The organism is Shewanella sp. (genome assembly GCF_013214165.1).
Lineage (GTDB): Bacteria > Pseudomonadota > Gammaproteobacteria > Enterobacterales > Shewanellaceae > Shewanella.
Genome location: NZ_JABSSM010000085.1, coordinates 1 through 16,889, shown reverse-complemented (window position 1 = coordinate 16,889; position 16,889 = coordinate 1). Strand labels below are relative to the sequence as shown.

The window sequence follows — 16,889 nt, the reverse complement described above, 5'->3', positions numbered from 1 at the left end:
TCCTACATTACCTTAGCTAGATCCACTATTGACTAATACTTTGTAATTATAGGTTGAAGTTTGTCGCTGATTTTTATAGTTTAAGCGTTAGATTAGAATATGTTGAATGAGATAACCTTGTTTGATGTATAGGTGGAGAAGGTAATGTTTGAGTTTATGAGACTATGATCGATATTCCTATTTCATCGAAGCATTGGCTAAATTGGCAAGATTCTGTCGATCTACTCTCCAGCCTTGCTCAATGTGATGTCGTACTCAGGGTCGTCAACGCTTCGGAGCAATACTGCCCCAAATTAAGTTCAGCTTCCCTCGGTAATTTTAAGACGCTAGAGCACGGCGATATTACTGTTTTAGCCAAGCATTCCCATTGGATAAAGTGGCCATCGAGGGCGCTTTTTGCCTGCTTATCGTTAGGCATAGACTCAGAAAAAAACCAGGTTAACCCTGTTAATCATGCTGCTGAGCCCCTTATAAAACCGAGTAAAATTCAGTCATTAATCACATTGTGTATTAAAAATATTGAGCTGGAACTGAGCGAAATTTATCGTGAGCATCAACAAAAAAACACTCAAGAGCGTGGACCTATAGCGTCATTAGACAAGGTTAACCTGCAGCTTTTTATAGACAGTTTAAGAGAACATATTTGGATAAAAGATACCTCTGGCCGTTACAGGGTGTGTAATCAAAGTGTTGAGAGAGCATGGGGGAAGACTAACGATGAAATTATCAACAAAACAGATAATGAGCTTTTCGTTGCCGATCTCGCCGAAAAATTTATTCAAGCTGATCACGATGCCGTTAATAAAGGGATACAAATAATAGCCGGGGAATGTCGGGGACAAGCTTCCGAGGTTGACAAATATTGGTTAGAAACATCTAAAGTACCACTACTGACAGACACTGGTGAACTCTTAGGCGTTATTGGCATTTCCAGAAATATCTCTCAACACAAGGCGGTCGAAGAAGAATTAGAGTTAACTGGAAGGGTGTTTGAAAACTCTGTCGAAGGTGTAATGATCACCGATAGGAAAGGTGAAATCCTTGAAACTTATGGCGCCTTCTCGGAGATAACGGGTTACTCAAAAGAAGAAGTCGTGGGGAAAAACCCGCGTATGTTTAGCTCGGGGCGACATGATCGCGCGTTCTTCACCGAATTATGGAGTGGACTGATCCATAAGGGCAAGTGGCATGGTGAAATTTGGAACCGGCGTAAGAATGGTGCCGTATTTCCGCAAATGCTAACCGTCAGCGCCATGTTTGGTGAGGATGGTGAAGTTCGTTATTTTGTTGCCGTGTTTGCCGATATTTCGGTGCAGAAAAAAAGTGAAGCCGAGCTCGCATATCAAGCCTATCACGATCCATTAACTCAATTACCCAATAGAATGGCGTTGATTTCACTGATTGACCAGGATATTCGCCATGCTGAAATCCAACATAAGCAACTGGCTACGGTATTTATCGACGTTGATCTATTCAAACATATCAACGATAGCTTTGGGCACTTGGCTGGCGACAAAGTCTTGGTAGAGTTGGCCAGGCGTTTGACCTGCCAGAAAAGGTCTGAAGACACCTTGGCTCGAATTGGAGGCGATGTGTTTGTCATGTTGTTATCCCGGGTGGGCGGGGATCAGGAGCTGACACTGGCCTTGAGTAAACTGAGGCAGGTTTTTGAGCAACCCTTTCTCATCGATGGCAAGGAGCCGATAAGATTGACTGCGAGCATGGGGATCTCAGTGTTTCCCCATGATGGCAAGGACAGTTATACCTTACTCAGAAACGCCGATGCGGCCAAACATAGAGCTAAACAGGACGGTCCTAATAGCTACGCTTTTTATACTGAATCCTTGACTCAAGAGTCCATCAAGCATTTGACATTGCAGACCGCCTTGCATGATGCGTTGGAACAGCAAAACTTCCATCTGGTTTATCAGCCTAAGCTTGATTTTGTCACCATGAAAACCACGGGCTTTGAAGCATTATTGCGTTGGTGCGACCCAGTACTCGGCAATGTCTCTCCAGCCCAGTTCATTCCAATCGCCGAGAAAATCGGCTTAATTAATGAGATTGGCTCATGGGTATTGAAAGAGGCGTGTCAACAAGGCGTTAAATGGATTTCTCAAGGGAAAAAGTTTGGACGTATTGCCGTTAATGTGGCTGGACAGCAGCTGAAGCGAGCTTCATTTGTAGATGACGTTGAGCGGATACTCAATGAGACTGGCCTGCCGGCCAAGGCATTAGAGCTCGAAGTGACTGAAAGTTTCATGATGTCGGATCCTGAAGCTGCAATTAGCAACCTGCATAGATTAGGTGAAATGGGGATTGAGTTATCGGTAGACGATTTTGGCACCGGCTATTCATCGTTAAGTTATTTGACAAAATTGCCGATCCATAAACTGAAGATAGATCAGTCATTCGTTAAAAATCTGCCTCAGGATCTAAACAATAGCGCGATCGCGAAAGCGGTGATCGCTTTAGGGCAGGCGTTAAACCTCAAAGTGATAGCCGAGGGGGTCGAGAATGAAGCCCAAGCGGCATTTTTAAGAGATAACGGATGTAATGAAGCGCAAGGTTATCTCTATAGTAAACCCATGTTACCCGAAGCCCTAAATGACTTTCTAACTAGCGATAGATTACATGTAGCTAGTTTTTTTGATTTATGACGAGTAATTCAAGGCTAAAGGCTAAAGGCCTGTGTCTGTACGCGCTAGATTCTAGGAGCTAGATTCTGGGATCTTTGGGCCTAGCTATAAAATACTCGTTATTTTAGACAGCTCAATGACATCTCCTGGTTGCATGTTATCTAGCATGATATTACCAATACGCACCCTGACTAGTCTCATGGTGGGAAAGCCAGCGGCTGCGGTCATCTTACGAATTTGGCGGTTCTTGCCTTCGCTGATGGTAATAGATATCCAACTTAGGGAACCATGCCTGGGGTCTCGTGCTTTTCTGCCATTTCCTGGAAGTTCTGGCTCTCCCTCGAGTTTATTCACTTTGCAGGGCAAGGTGAGATATTTCTCCCCCTTGATGCCTATCTCAACTCCCTGGCGAAGACGGGTTATGGCTTCAGCATCAATATCACCATCGATCTGGACATAGTATTCTTTCTCTACCTTCTTACTGCGGACTCGATGACTGACCATGCCATCGGTTGTCAGTAACAAGAGGCCTTCCGAGTCATGATCTAAGCGGCCAATCGCCATGATCCCCGCCGGGAAATGAGCCAGTTCACCGAGTAACGGCTTGCTCTTTCTGGTCTCTGGAACAAATTGACTCAGGGAACCATGTGGTTTAAATATCTTGTAGTGCTGATGAGGTTCACTCGGGCATGGATTATGAGATGGATTGGAATCAAGTTTATCGCTGGTATCATGCATTGGTGAGTGTCATAAATGGGTCAAGGAGATGCGTCATTATACCCGTTAACTGTGAAGCTTAAATAATTTAGGTTTACTCCAGCCCTCAGGGAAGCTTAATCAATGCTTAAGCTAGTCCAGTTATACTCCGTCGGCTGCGACTGTGGCTAATCCCCCCTTATTCCTGGTTCCCCCAAACACTCGAGTTTTATCCCGTTTGGGATCCCCACGTTCGAGTCGCTTAGCTATTACATCTGACTACTCAATATCGCGAGTAGCTAGAATCAGATCATATTTATAGGAGAAAACCGTGCGGGCGAATGTGTCTGTTTTACAGAGCAAACTTAAACTTATCGATAACAGCAAAGCGTTTCAGGGCTTTGTGATTTTTGTCATCATAGTCTCGGCGCTTTCTATCGGCGCGCACACCTATCATCTGCCATCTTGGATAGAGAAGAGCCTACTCGCGCTCGATCTGGGTATTACCGTCTTCTTTACCATCGAAATCGTTATACGTTTTCTTGCCAGCGATGGACCAAAGAAGTTTTTCAGTAATGGCTGGAATATCTTCGATACCTTGATCGTGATAGGCAGCCTGATCCCGGCTGGTGGAGCGGGGGTTCTCATTGCCCGTTTGCTGCGGATCTTCAGGGTGTTGCGACTGGTCTCCATGATCCCCGAGCTGCGTATGTTAGTGAATGCGTTATTCAAAGCCATTCCCCGTATGGGTTATATCGCACTGCTGATGTTCGTCATCTTCTATATTTATGGCGCCATTGGCAGCATGCTATTCGCTCATATCAATGACTTCCTCTGGGGGGATGTCTCGGTCGCCATGTTGACCTTATTTAGAATATCGACTTTCGAGTCATGGACCTCGGTGATGTATGAAACCATGGCCGTTTATCCTCTGAGCTGGACCTATTATCTGAGCTTTATCTTCCTAACAGCTTTCGTTTTTCTCAACATGATGGTAGGCGCGGTATTGGATGTTATGACCCAGGAAACGGCTGCGATGCGAGCCGAAGAAGAAGCCGAAGAGGCCAAAAAACTAGCGCCATTAGCTGAGCCAACGGCTGATGACAAACCTGCCAGTGCGGCGGATGTGGCAGAGTTGAAGGCCCAGATTGCCGAGCTAAAGGGCATGCTAATGCAAGGTGTGAATAGTGCGGAAAATGTACAAGGGGCGCAGAAGCTGGGTTAAAGCTTAGTGTTCCTAGGTGTAAGTTCCTAGGACCTAGGAACTTACGGCTTGCTACTTCATCAAGCTAAAACCGATAAATCCAATCCAGCTGATAACGAGTAAGCCCCAAGGTAGCATGGAGGTATTGGACTGACTCGCAGGTGCTGATGTCTCACTATCTGCTGTCTTTACGGTTCTAGCCTTGGCCTTGATATCTTGCTTGCGGGCCTTGTCACGGTCGCGGGCCTTATTCTTGTGTTGTTTCTTATATTCTGCGATACCTTTCTCGATACCTGCGGCAATCAGTTTAGTCTGCTCTTTGGTTTGTCCTGGCTTTTGAGTGGCCTTGGCCACCTTCATTGCTTCATTTTTTGTTTCGTCGGAGACATTTTTCGCCGCAGTCATCTATAGGATCTCAAGGTATTTTATTGGCTGGGACTATAGCACATGACTCGAAGGGATTCTGTTCGAGATAGGCAAACTGGCCGGTTGGCAGAACCTGACCCCAGCACTTATCCCCGCAATAATGCCAGTACTTATACCCGCACTAATACCTGTACTTATACCAGTACTTATACCAGAACTCTACACCTAGAAGTGGCGACTAAAAAAGCAGCGGGATATCGGTGTCTGGAGCCTTGACGACGAGCGGGTCGTATTTCCACACCTGACGGATAGTCTCGGGTGACAGAGCCACTATGGGATCACCTTGGCTGACAATCTGTCCCCGCTCTAAAACCACTAAATTGTCTGCATAGCGTGAAGCCTGATTAAGATCGTGCAGCACTAGGACGACGGCATACTCGTGCTCATGAGCCAAGGTCTTGGCTAAGGCTAACACCCTGTGTTGCTGCGCGAGATCCAGTGCCGAGGTAGGCTCATCTAGGAGTAAGACTGGTGGGCGACTCGCCTGCTGTAACTGAGTCAATACTCTCGCGAGTTGCACTCTCTGCTTCTCTCCCCCTGACAGGGTAGGGTAACTGCGGTACTTGAGTGACAGCAGATCTAGCCGGTGTAACTGTTGATCTACGATTTGGGCTCCTTGGCTGCGGCTAACACTCAAGGGATATAATCCCATGGCGACGACCTCATTCACCTTGAAGGGGAAGGTGAGTGAGGCGTGTTGAGGCAGAACGGCCAGAGTCTTGGCCAACTCTCGTCTATCCCATTCATGTATCGGTCGATTATCGAGTAAAATATTGCCAGCATCGATGTCCGTTTCCTGACAGAGACTCTTGAGCAGTGTCGACTTACCCGCACCGTTGGGGCCCAGTAGGGCAGTGACCTTGCCGGCAGCTATGGTGAGGTTTATGTCGGTCAATACCGGCTTGTTATCTATGCGGACCGATAGATGGTTAATGTCAATCATATGCCTGTCACCTAGAGAAATCTCGACCGCTGTTTTAACAGCAAGAAGATAAAAAATGGGGCACCCAGCAGCGCAGTCACTAGACCAACGGGTAGCTCAGATGGCGCGACCAAAGAACGGGCGCCTATGTCGGCCAGGGCCAATATTACCGCGCCGAGCAGGGCGCTTAGAGGCAATAATTGCTTGTGGTCTGGACCGATGAGGATACGTACCAGATGGGGAATAACCAGACCGATAAAGCCTATGATGCCCGTTGCTGCCACTGAGATCCCCACGCCTAATGCACAGAGCAAGATGAGTCTATATTTAAGCTTATCTACGTCTATGCCCAAGTGACGGGCCTCGGATTCACCCAGCAGCAAGGCATTTAGCGCCCCAGCGCTGGCATTGAAGTGCCAGCTGAGCAACACCAGGGCGACTAAGGCGAGAATGACATATTGCCATTGAGCGCCGGCAATAGAGCCCATCTGCCACAGGGTGAGATCTCTCAGGGCCATATCGTTGGCCATGTAAGTCAACACGCCTATTCCTGCGCCAGCCAAGGCTGCGACGGCTACGCCGGAAAGCAGCAATAACATCACCGAGGTTCCTGTCGGGCTGGTGGCTAAGCGGTACACAAGTAAGGTGGTGATTAAGCCTGCGATAAAAGCACTGCAGGCAATCCAATATTGGGCCGCCGCGGGAAACATGACTATGCATATCGCAGCGCCCAGAGCAGCCCCGGAGGAGACGCCTATGATGCCAGGATCGGCCAAGGGGTTACGAAATAGGCCCTGCATCACGGCGCCACATTGTGCCAAAATTGCGCCCACGGCCATGGCCAGCAGCGTCCTTGGTAGGCGAACATTGTTGATCACCAGCTGCTCATGGGGAGCGACACCGGCGAGTTCATAATGAGTCGCCCAGGCGATCACCGCGCTGAAGCTGGTAGACGGGCTGATATTCAACGGCCCCGTGCTTATCGACAATATACTGGTGATGACCAGCAAGGCGATAAGTCCGGGCAAGAGCCAAGCTTGGCTATTCATAACGTTATCCAAGGTGTGGGTATGGGGTTAATATCGATTTATTTCAATCAGGTCGCTGGCGAGTTTATCGGCCGCCTCGATGGCACTTAGGCCTAAGCCACCTAACAAGGCTTGGGGTTTGATTGACTGTATTCGCTTGTTTTTTCCCGCCGGGGTATGAGCAAGTAGAGGCATGGCTTCAAGCACTTTTTCGGCGTCGCTAGCCGCTTTGTTTGCATCACTCTTTGATGTTGAAGCGTGAGCGTGTGAGCGATTAGAGATCAGGATAAAATCCGGTTGCAGGGATAAAATGCCCTCCTGAGACAGGCTCTTGTAACCGGAGAAGTCGGCGATGTTGTTGCCGCCGGCTAGCTTGATGATGATATCGGCTGCTGTGCCCTCACCGCCGACCCGTGCAGGCCTATCGGCTTGCAACAACATAAACAAGATCTTAGGTGCCTGTTCTGCGTCGCCAACTTGCTTTTTCTTTGCGGCTATGGCATCCAGAGAGGCTCGGAGCTTGAGCTGCAACTGTTTGGCTTGCGCTTGGCGATTCAGTAACTTGCCCATCGTATCGATATTGCTCAGCAGCTGAGATCGGTCCTTGGCCGTAGGCAGTTTGACGACCTTGACATCGGCGCTTCTGAGTACCTCTAGGGTCGTTTCCGGGCCCATGGCATCGGTGCCCAGAACCAGGGTAGGGGTTAAGGCTAAAATGCCTTCTGCCGACAGCATTCTGTGGTAACCCAGCGTGTCTATTTCTGTCATAGATGCAGGCAGTATGCTGGTGGAGTCCACCGCGACTAACTCGTCACCGGCTTCCAGTGCCAGCACCAACTCGGTCACTCCAGCGCCCGCACTCACCAGACGCGCTTCTTGAGTCTCTTCATCGGCATGTACGCCTTCATGGGCTGATACATTAAAAGTCAGTAACAGGCTGGCAGATAACAGCAGGCACTTCGAGCTAACTCGTCTATTAAAAGCGTGTGATGGATTGAACATATGTGGCTCCGAAAATAGGCTAATGGTTAATTATTCTTGTATCAATAGATGTCTATGGTTCCATCAGTATCTGGGTATTGCTGATCTGCTGCCTCTGCATGAGCGCAAGCAAGGTCATCAAGGGCTGAACTTGTGCCTCTTTGTCGGCTGCAATAATCACCTTGGCGTCTGGATTTTCCTTGAAGTTGCTGATGAAGGCCTGTTCAAAATGGGTGAAATCCTGATATTCCTCACCATCCAGTGCCCAAAAAGGCGGTGAAGCCATCACATTGATGGTGAGATGATTATCCTGAGACAGGGCCTGCAACTCAGATGTCGATTCCGTCGGGACTTCGATGGCTAGACTCAGTAGTTGCGTGTTAGCGGTCAGCAAGAGAAACACTAAGACGATGAAGATGATGTCGAGCAAGGGTGTCAGGTCTAACCCGGTTATGCTTGAGCCTGCATCATCTTGCTCCAGCCCAATCATATTCCCACCTGAGCTTTATTCGTCTGGGTTTTTCTAGCGAGAGTATTAACTGGAGCAGTATTGATTTGAGCATTTTTAGACTGAGTCATACTAGCCTGAGCCTTATTGCTCTGAGCGCAAAAGGCGCTGGCTTGAGGATCACAGCCTAAGGTCATGGCTTGCTCCAATCCTTCGAGCCATAAGTTGATCTGATTGAGGGCGTAGGCAATCTTGCTGCAACGCTGATCCGCCCATATGCCAAACAGGTGGGCCATGGTGATGGCTGGGACGGCGATGATGAGACCCGCCGCTGTGGTATTCATCGCCAGGCCCAAACCGGATGCCAACTGGGAAGGAGTCACAGGACCATCGGAAGCGCCGAGTTGGTTAAACATCTCGATTAAGCCAAGTACGGTTCCCAGTAGACCCAGTAGCGGGGTGATAATGCCGATCACTTGCAACACCTTGAGTCCGGATCGTAATACTTGTCGCTGTTGAGTTAACCAGAGATTGATGATCTGCTCGCGCATGGTTCGGTCTTGCTCCGCATGGGTTAGTAGCAGGTGTGCGCCCTTAGACAGCACACTTGCTCCGCTACTTAATCGAGCTATCAAGGCTGTTACTTGTTCTGGATCAGACGTTCTGCTCTGTTGGCGCAGCTCACTTAACCAAATATCGCGTTTAGGCAAGTCGAATATCACCAGGGCAAGTCGCTCTAAGATGATCATCAGGGCGATAAAGGCGCAGATGAACATGGGCCAGGTGAGGGGGCCGAGTTGCTCGCTTAGAGAGGTAAACAAATTAACAGACATCTGGGGTCCTTATTATTGAACACTCATTGATAAATACCAGTCACTGACTCGAGTGGCCTGATAGTTATTCATCAATCTAGTTCTTTGGGAAAATTAAACACTAATTAAGGGCAAACTTGACCGGCACCTTAACCCTATAAGCGAAGGCCGTTTGCGGGGAAGGCGGAGAAAATTGCCACTGCTCGACCGCTGTGATTGCCGCACGGTCGAGTAATGAAAACCCTGAGCTATTAATCAGTGTGAGTGACACTTGCTCGCCAATATGATTAAACATCACCTCTATCATTGCCGTGCCCTCGAAACCTCGCTTACGGGCAAGCTTAGGGTATCTAGGTTGGGCCGGAGGAGATGAAAATGTCGGCCTACTCAGGGTGATGGCCTCTTGACTGACGCCTTGCTTGGCCGTTATTTTGGCTTGATTTTGCGACTGTGACTGTACAAGAACACTGGCTGGTGCCGTGGGCTGCGGCTCCTTGTCAGCAGCTTTAATCGCTTGCTCAATTGTCTGTTTAGCCTGTGTTTTGGCCAGCTTGCTGGGCTTTGGCTTAGTGCTTGGTTTCGTTATCGGTTGAGCCATTGCTTTAGCGACCGAAGTTGATGTCTCCATGGGATCAGCAATGGGGGCTGGCTGTTGAACTTTGACTATCTCTTGCTTAGGCTTTGGGTCTTTATGAGGTGTTTGCTTTGCTGCGACGCTGGATCGCATCGCGAGCGACAGATTGATCGCCTGAGTTTGGCCCATGGCACTGCCTGAGTTCATTTGGAACTTTTCGACATTAACCGGCAGCATATCCTGGGCAGCAATAAGCCCACCCTGGATTAATAGGGTGATACAGCCGAATGCTAAATATCGTTTAGGTGTCATTGTCTTTACGCTTCTCTTTCTCGAGGGACATTGAGTCCTGCTCAGTGAGGCCCAAGTTAGTATAACTACCTACTATCAAAGGTTTTTCAACCATCAACGTCCAACGTGAATCAATATTGGCATATAAGATATACGAATGTTAATGAAGTTGCAAATGGTAATGATTTTCATTTGATATAAGTGTTTTACTCATGTAAAGTGCCAGAAATACCCATTGAGTCTGTCGAAACTTTAAGTTGCTAACGATCATTGTTTTGATCTTGTTGGTGATTTTGGCTGTAAACAGATAAATAATAAGACCCGAGGAAATGATCGATGACAAAGAAGCCGTTAGTGATAGCTATGGCGATAGCACTGAGTTCTACGGCCATATCAGCTGGAACTTTTGCTCAGCAAGCTGAGTCTGTATCTGAGTTTGATGAGGTTTTAGTGACTGCAACCCGTATCAGCGAGAAAGCATCTGACACCAGCCGCAGCCTAGCCGTTATTGGTGCAGAGGAACTGCAGCAGTTACAACCTGCATCGGTGGCTCAGGCACTTAAAAATGAAGCCAATATCAATGTCACCAATGGTCCGCGGGCCTCTTCTCAGGGGATTGAGATCCGAGGTCTAGGCGGACCAAGAATATTGCAGACCATAGATGGTGCGCGTCAAAACACCCACTCGGGTCACCGTGGTACCTATTTCATGGATACTGAACTGCTTCAATCTGTCGAAGTGATACGTGGACCTGCGAGTAGCTTGTGGGGAAGCGGCGCGATTGGCGGTGTGGTGGCACTGAACACTAAGTCGGCCCAAGACATGCTCGAGGAGGGAGATACCTTAGGGGGTTACCTTAAGCAAGGCTTCGAGTCTAACGGTGATAAAATTAAGACCAGCGGCGCCATTTATGGCGTTGCCGATAAATTTGATTGGTTGCTCAACGGCAGCTACAACGACAACAATAATATCAAGGTCGGTAACGGTGAAACCTTGGAGAACAGTGGTTCCGAGAGAACCAGTGGCTTGATAAAGTTTGGCTGGGAGCCAAGCGAAGGTCAGCGCCTGCAATTCTCTGGACGTTTCTCCGATACCGATGAGTTGGTGCCGAGCAATCCGGCTGCTGAGGTGGGCGGCTCGGTGCCTCTGATCCAGCGTAGGACTAAGGATAAAAATTTCACCTTAGATTACAGCCTGAATCCGACTCACAATGCCAATTTGGATCTCAATGCCACCCTTTATTGGAACGGTACAGATTACGACGAAGACAGGGTCACCAAGGGGCAGAAAGACAGCACTGAATATGAAACCATAGGTTTCAGCGTCAATAACAGCTCAATCTTCGGCGCGACAAGGCTCATTTATGGTATCGATGGCTATCAGGACAGCATCAAAACTGTACGTGATGACTCGGGACAAGCGGGTCAACGTCCCGATGCTATCGATGGTAAGACAAAAGTTTTTGGCGCCTTCGCTAAGGCGGATATCGATCTTAGCGATACCTTGTCTCTCGAAGTCGCGGCGCGTTACGATACGTTCGAAAACGAGAGTATTAACTTAGGTGAGTCATCAGACGATAACGCCCTGTCGCCCTCGTTGGGACTGGTTTGGGAAACCACAGATTGGTTGACCCTGAGTGCCAGATACGATGAAGCCTTCAGGGCGCCGAGTATCGAAGAGATGTATTCGACCGGTACCCATTATTGTATCCCACCGATCCCAGGGTTCTTACCTAATGGTCTGTGCAACACCTTCGAGATCAACCCAGATCTGCAAGCGGAAAAGGCCAAGAACAAAGAAGTTAAGGCGGATATGCGCTTTAGCAACTTGGCGGGTAACGACGAGTTGGCGATCACCTTGAACGTGTTCCGTAACGATGTGGATGACTTCATCGAGCAATCTGTGTCTAATCCGCTGATGGGGATGCCAGGTCTCGAGCAAACGACCTCTTGGGACAACGTAGATGAAGCCAAGTTGACCGGTTTCGAGTTCAGTACCCGTTACCGCTATGAGCAGACCCGCGTGACACTCAACTATGGTCAGACAGAAGGTAAAAACAAAAATAGCGGTGAGTACCTGGCTAACATTCCGGCTAAGAAGTTGGTTGCCGATCTGTCTCAGACTGTGATGCAAGGGGATGTTAAGTTCGGTACCCGTATCACCTATGTGGCAGAGCAAGAGCAGATGCCTGATTCGTATACAGCTCAGTATGAAGACTACAAACTCTGGGACGTGTATCTGGCATGGGAACCTGCCATGGGTTCGCTGGCAGGCTTACGAGTCGATTTCGCCATCGAGAATATCGGTGATGAAGAGTATCGCCAAGCGTGGCAAAACTTGTACGAGCAGGGGCGTAACTTCAAGCTGTCGGGCAGATATATTTTCTAATCGTGCTAGCGGTAATCGTGAGGCGTAAAGATTAAATATAGGGTTAAATGGATTTAACCCTTGCGACTCACCGAGTCGGTAAAGGCGCTCCGACAGGCGTTAATATTGGACGTAAATTGACCCCAAGCATCCACAAAGTAGATAACAGGTTTATTGATGGGAAACCCGATGGAAAAAATAATTGCAGAGAAACTTAACGACGAGAGCAAACTCGCTATTCGTTCCATGTTAAACGACAGACCCGACTTGATGGCAGGTCAAATCGCAGCCGAGCTGGCAGTCACAGAGTTAGAGGTCGTGTCTCAACTTCCCCAAGAGCAGTTTGCCCTTTTGTCATTGAGTGAAAAAGACAGTTTATTGGCAGAGTTGCCGACTTGGGGGCCTATGACCACCATCATCTCGGTCTCGGGCAGTATCTTCGAATTTAAAGGTGCTTTCCCTAAGGGAAAGTATGCCCACGGTTATTATAACCTGATCACTAAGGGTGATGGCCTGCATGGTCACCTCAAGCTAGATGATATCAGTGCTATAGCACTGCTTAGCCGACCGTTCAGAGGTCAGGAGAGTCATGCGATCAACTTCTTCGGCGCTAAGGGTGAAGTGGTATTCAAGATTTACCTGGGCAGAGATAAGCAGCGAGTACTGATCCCTGAGCAGGTCAGTCGATTCAAAGCCTTGAAGCAGCTAGCCGCTGTTTGATATTGGCCTTAACATCCAGAGTGTAGAGAGAATCCTTATGTCAGAATCAAGAGCGTCAGCAGAAAAAAACTCGCACGTTAAAGAGCAGAGATTACGCGAAAAATTACTGCCAGAAATCGAAGCGTTTAAGGCCAGTCGGCGCTCATTACAGCTGGCCACTAAGAGCGCATCGGGTGTGCCAAATGCCAGTTACGCCCCATTCGCACTCGCCGATGATGGCTTCTATATCTTGGTCAGCGAGCTGGCGAGACATGGCACTAACCTCAGGGAGTCTTCCCAAGTGTCGGTGATGCTGGTTGAAGATGAGTCGCAAGCGAAAACCATCTTCGCCCGTAAGCGTCTGACCTTCGATGCTCATGCGAGTCTCGTAGCCAGAGAGACTGAGGCCTTTGCAAAAGGCGTTGCGGCGCTGTCGGCTCGTTTCGGTGAGATGATAGAGAATCTATCGGTATTGAAAGACTTTAACCTGTTTAAGCTGACCCCTCACCATGGCCTCTACGTGAAAGGCTTCGGCCAGGCATTTAGCCTGACAGGCTCTGAGCTGCTGGATGTGGACTGGAAGCGCGACGGCCATCATGGCGGCGCTCCCACAAGTGAAGCCAGCGTTGCAACTAGAGTCGAAACCGAGAATGCCGAGCCAGCCTAGTTTGTTCTAACGGTCTAGCCTGCATGAGTGAGAGTCCTAACGGCCTAGCTAAAACCTCCTGATACAAACAAAGCCCGCGTTTTAACGCGGGTTTTGTTATTCTCTCTTTTATTAAGTGAATAAAACAAGCTAATCTTTCGTTATTGCTTCTTCATTAAGGATGCCCCTTGAGTCAAGATGCTTCTTCAGCCTCTGCCATGAATACAGATGCGAATAAATCGGTTTCATCAGCCTCGGCGCCACAGAGTCCCAAGCCCCATGTTCACCGACGCTCGGTGCTGCCCTGGATCGCGGGCTTCCTCAAACCCTATAAGACCAGAGTCATCGCGGCCATCGTCTTCTTGTTTATCGGCTCCCTGGCCTGGCTATCTTTAGGCCAAGGGGTTCGCCTCATGGTAGATGAAGGCTTCTTACAGGAAAATGGCAATCGTCTCAACGAGATCATCATGCTGGTGATCGGTATCACAGCCTTGAGCAGCTCGGCCATCTTCTGCCGTTTCTATCTGATGACCTGGCTCGGAGAGCGCGTCAGCGCTGATATTCGTCTGAAAGTGTATGACCACCTACTCAAGTTATCGCCGGGCTTCTATGCCAAGTTACGCACCGGAGAGGTGATCTCTCGCTTCACCGCAGACTCGACCTTGCTTCAGTCAGTCGTGGGCTCCAGTCTCTCTATGGCACTGCGCTCCAGCGTGACTGTGATTGGCGGCATAGTGATGATGGGATTCACCAGCATCAAGATGACGGGGCTGGTCTTGTTGGCCGTGCCGCTGGTACTGGGCCCCATCTTCTTCTTCGGCCGCAAGGTCAGAGAGTTATCCCGCCAGAGTCAGGACAGGGTCGGCGATCTGGGTGCCTATGTCGACGAGACATTGCATGAGATCCACACTGTGCAGGCCTATTCCCATGAAGATCGAGACCGAGCTCTATTCAGCAATCGGGTCGAAGCTGTGATGGATGCGGCAAGGGGCCGCATCTGGTATCGCTCTATTCTGATCGCCCTGGTGATGTTCCTCAGCATCTTGGCCATCGCCCTAGTGACTTGGGTGGGGGCTCGAGATGTGATCTCCGGAGGCATGACTGGCGGTGAATTGTCGGCCTTCATGTTCTACGCCGTGATGGTTGCAGGCTCGGTAGCCACCATCAGTGAAGTGATAGGTGAGATACAGAGGGCCGCCGGTGCTTCCGAGCGCTTGATTGAACTTATCGAGACACCCATAGACATACCTTGCGTCGAACATCCGCTCGAGCTTCCGGCCAAGGTCAAGGGTGAGCTTAAGCTCACTGGGGTGCGTTTCAGTTATCAAGATATCCAAGACTCGCAGCAATCTGTGGCCAATCAGCAGGTCAATGAGCAAGCCAATGATCAAGGTAAGTCAGCGCTCACTATCGATGATGAGGTTATCAGGGGGCTGGATGTACATATTCAGCCGGGGGAGAGGGTCGCCCTTGTCGGCGCCAGCGGTGCGGGCAAGAGCACCTTGTTTGAGCTGCTACAGCGCTTTTACTGTTTAAATGCCGGCACCATAACGCTAGACGGTATCGATATCGCTCAGCTCAAGCCCCAGACGCTACGTCAACAATATGCCCTGGTGCCTCAGGAGTCGGTTATCTTTGCTAGCAGTGTGTTAGAAAACGTGCGTTACGGCCGATTAGATGCCAGCGAGGAGGAGGTGATGAAGGCCTGTGAGGCCGCTCGCGCCCATGAGTTCATCTCTGAATTTAGGCAGGGTTACCACACCTATTTAGGTGAGCGTGGAGTGCGCTTATCCGGCGGTCAGAAACAGAGAATCGCCATCGCCAGGGCCATCTTGGCCGACAGGCCGATACTCTTGCTCGATGAAGCCACCAGTGCCCTCGATGCCATCAGTGAGCACAAGGTCAAACAAGCGCTGGACAGCTTAATGGTCGGCAAGACCACACTGATCATCGCTCATCGATTAGCGACCGTGCTCAACGCCGACCGTATTCTGGTGATGGAGAAAGGCCAGTTAGTGGCGAGCGGCTCTCACCAAGAATTGATGCAGACCAGTGAGCTTTATCGAGAGTTTGCCAGTTTGCAACTGATAACAGAAAATTAAAACTTGTCGGATAACAAGTAGCAAGTATCTTTTTAGAGTGGGTTCATTGGGCGGTTTTGGTGTTTGCTTGTTATTTGGTAAGCATGGCTTCAATGGTATCTATCACCTGCCGTGGGCTTACATGCAGATACTTCTACGAGACGCCGCAAGCACATCCCTGTGGGCTCTGCGGCAGCTTCCATGCTGCCGAAGCTCGTAGCCGCATCTACACTGGGTCAATCAAAGAAGGTTATTAATTTTATTGACCCTCTATTGGATAGCAATTCAATACTCGTCATTCCCGCAATGCTTGTGGGCGGGAATCCAGCCCCTTTGCCGTATGATCATTTTTTGAAGGCCTAACCTTCATTGGTATCTATAGCCGGAAGCCCACAGCCGCGAAGACCTTTCTTAGGAGATGGATGAAGTGCATTGCTGCTGGCTTTACCTTTACACCATAGCCCACAGTTATGCTGCTTTTTGAAAGCACACATAGCATCCCAACGACCACTAATACCACTGTATTGGCGACGAAACTCTTTCGCTGAGGTTATCCAAGCCTCGGGTGCAATACCAAGTTCATTGAGCAATTTAGGCTGGCTTGAATCAATAAACCCTTTTTTATCAGGCCTAATGGCTCTGCCAGTCCAATCGATAAGTTGAAGGTAATCACAGAAATGAAATGGGATGCCTGCTTGAGTCGCTAGATGGGCAGCACCATCGAATTGGGCAAGGGGTTTGAGTGGCTCACTCGAGCTTAATGCTGATTTATCATCATTTGCTTTAGTGTTTTCCTCAGGGGTATTTAGTTCGATAATACGCTCCTGAATAGATGTATAATCAGAAGTTTGGAGTGTATTAGCAATCCCGGCTCTGATAGGATTTAAATCCACGTACATCATGCATGCTAGCAGCGCCTGTTCATCGAGTAAGGCTTGTGACTTAAAACGTCCCTCCCAAAAAGCGCCTTTACATTCATCCTCACAATTGGCCCTACGCGCTATCTCTTCATTAAGACAGCGCATAAACCAACTAATACTCGATAAACGTTCCTGCCATTCAGCAAGTAGACCAT

General features: G+C 49.1%; 15 protein-coding genes. 6 read left to right on the top strand and 9 right to left on the bottom strand.

Features of this window, described 5'->3' with window-relative positions:
* Positions 1 to 164: 164 nt before the first annotated feature.
* Positions 165 to 2,660, top strand: a complete 2,496-nt coding sequence (locus HRU42_RS17800) for a bifunctional diguanylate cyclase/phosphodiesterase (RefSeq protein WP_295033023.1) — start codon at positions 165 to 167, stop codon at positions 2,658 to 2,660.
* Positions 2,661 to 2,744: 84 nt separating this feature from the next.
* Here HRU42_RS17800 and HRU42_RS17795 read toward each other — a convergent pair whose 3' ends face one another.
* Positions 2,745 to 3,377: a pseudouridine synthase gene (locus tag HRU42_RS17795; protein WP_295033021.1), complete on the bottom strand. Its 633-nt coding sequence runs from the start codon at positions 3,375 to 3,377 to the stop codon at positions 2,745 to 2,747.
* Positions 3,378 to 3,666: 289 nt separating this feature from the next.
* On the opposite strand from HRU42_RS17795, the gene HRU42_RS17790 reads away from it, so the two are divergent.
* Positions 3,667 to 4,560, top strand: coding sequence for an ion transporter (locus HRU42_RS17790; protein WP_295033019.1), 894 nt, complete (start codon positions 3,667 to 3,669; stop codon positions 4,558 to 4,560).
* Positions 4,561 to 4,611: 51 nt separating this feature from the next.
* Here the strand turns inward: HRU42_RS17790 and HRU42_RS17785 are convergent, their stop codons facing one another.
* The 7 genes from HRU42_RS17785 to HRU42_RS17755 form a co-directional block, all read right to left on the bottom strand.
* Positions 4,612 to 4,944 carry a DUF2956 domain-containing protein gene (locus tag HRU42_RS17785; protein ID WP_295033017.1) on the bottom strand — a complete coding sequence of 111 codons (333 nt, stop codon included), beginning with the start codon at positions 4,942 to 4,944 and terminating at the stop codon, positions 4,612 to 4,614.
* 199 nt (positions 4,945 to 5,143) lie between these two features.
* On the bottom strand, positions 5,144 to 5,908 hold the full coding sequence (locus HRU42_RS17780) for a heme ABC transporter ATP-binding protein (protein WP_295033013.1): 765 nt from the start codon (positions 5,906 to 5,908) through the stop codon (positions 5,144 to 5,146).
* Between the two features lie 11 nt (positions 5,909 to 5,919).
* Positions 5,920 to 6,936: an iron ABC transporter permease gene (locus tag HRU42_RS17775; protein ID WP_295033011.1), complete on the bottom strand. Its 1,017-nt coding sequence runs from the start codon at positions 6,934 to 6,936 to the stop codon at positions 5,920 to 5,922.
* Between the two features lie 27 nt (positions 6,937 to 6,963).
* Positions 6,964 to 7,917 (bottom strand): hemin ABC transporter substrate-binding protein, encoded by a 954-nt coding sequence (locus tag HRU42_RS17770; RefSeq protein WP_295033010.1) that lies wholly within the window; start codon positions 7,915 to 7,917, stop codon positions 6,964 to 6,966.
* Positions 7,918 to 7,969: 52 nt separating this feature from the next.
* Positions 7,970 to 8,386, bottom strand: coding sequence for a biopolymer transporter ExbD (locus HRU42_RS17765; protein WP_295033008.1), 417 nt, complete (start codon positions 8,384 to 8,386; stop codon positions 7,970 to 7,972).
* A complete protein-coding gene (locus tag HRU42_RS17760; protein WP_295033007.1) occupies positions 8,383 to 9,177 on the bottom strand; it encodes a MotA/TolQ/ExbB proton channel family protein in 795 nt (264 codons plus the stop codon). Before HRU42_RS17760 ends, HRU42_RS17765 begins: the two co-directional genes overlap by 4 nt.
* A gap of 100 nt (positions 9,178 to 9,277) precedes the next feature.
* Positions 9,278 to 10,042 carry an energy transducer TonB gene (locus tag HRU42_RS17755; protein WP_295033005.1) on the bottom strand — a complete coding sequence of 255 codons (765 nt, stop codon included), beginning with the start codon at positions 10,040 to 10,042 and terminating at the stop codon, positions 9,278 to 9,280.
* Between the two features lie 315 nt (positions 10,043 to 10,357).
* Here HRU42_RS17755 and HRU42_RS17750 point away from each other — a divergent pair, with 315 nt between their 5' ends.
* The 4 genes from HRU42_RS17750 to HRU42_RS17735 all read left to right on the top strand — a co-directional run bounded on the left by HRU42_RS17750 (position 10,358) and on the right by HRU42_RS17735 (position 15,835).
* Positions 10,358 to 12,409: a TonB-dependent hemoglobin/transferrin/lactoferrin family receptor gene (locus HRU42_RS17750; RefSeq protein WP_295033003.1), complete on the top strand. Its 2,052-nt coding sequence runs from the start codon at positions 10,358 to 10,360 to the stop codon at positions 12,407 to 12,409.
* A gap of 225 nt (positions 12,410 to 12,634) precedes the next feature.
* Positions 12,635 to 13,108, top strand: a complete 474-nt coding sequence (hutX, locus tag HRU42_RS17745; protein ID WP_295033025.1) for a heme utilization cystosolic carrier protein HutX — start codon at positions 12,635 to 12,637, stop codon at positions 13,106 to 13,108.
* Between the two features lie 37 nt (positions 13,109 to 13,145).
* Positions 13,146 to 13,754, top strand: a complete 609-nt coding sequence (gene hutZ / locus HRU42_RS17740; protein ID WP_295033002.1) for a heme utilization protein HutZ — start codon at positions 13,146 to 13,148, stop codon at positions 13,752 to 13,754.
* Between the two features lie 167 nt (positions 13,755 to 13,921).
* Entirely contained in the window at positions 13,922 to 15,835 is a 1,914-nt protein-coding gene (locus HRU42_RS17735) for an ABC transporter transmembrane domain-containing protein (protein ID WP_295033001.1), read from the top strand.
* Positions 15,836 to 16,173: 338 nt separating this feature from the next.
* Here the strand turns inward: HRU42_RS17735 and HRU42_RS17730 are convergent.
* Positions 16,174 to 16,889, bottom strand: a 716-nt coding sequence (locus tag HRU42_RS17730) for a transposase (RefSeq protein ID WP_295033000.1), incomplete at its 5' end; no start/stop codon positions are given.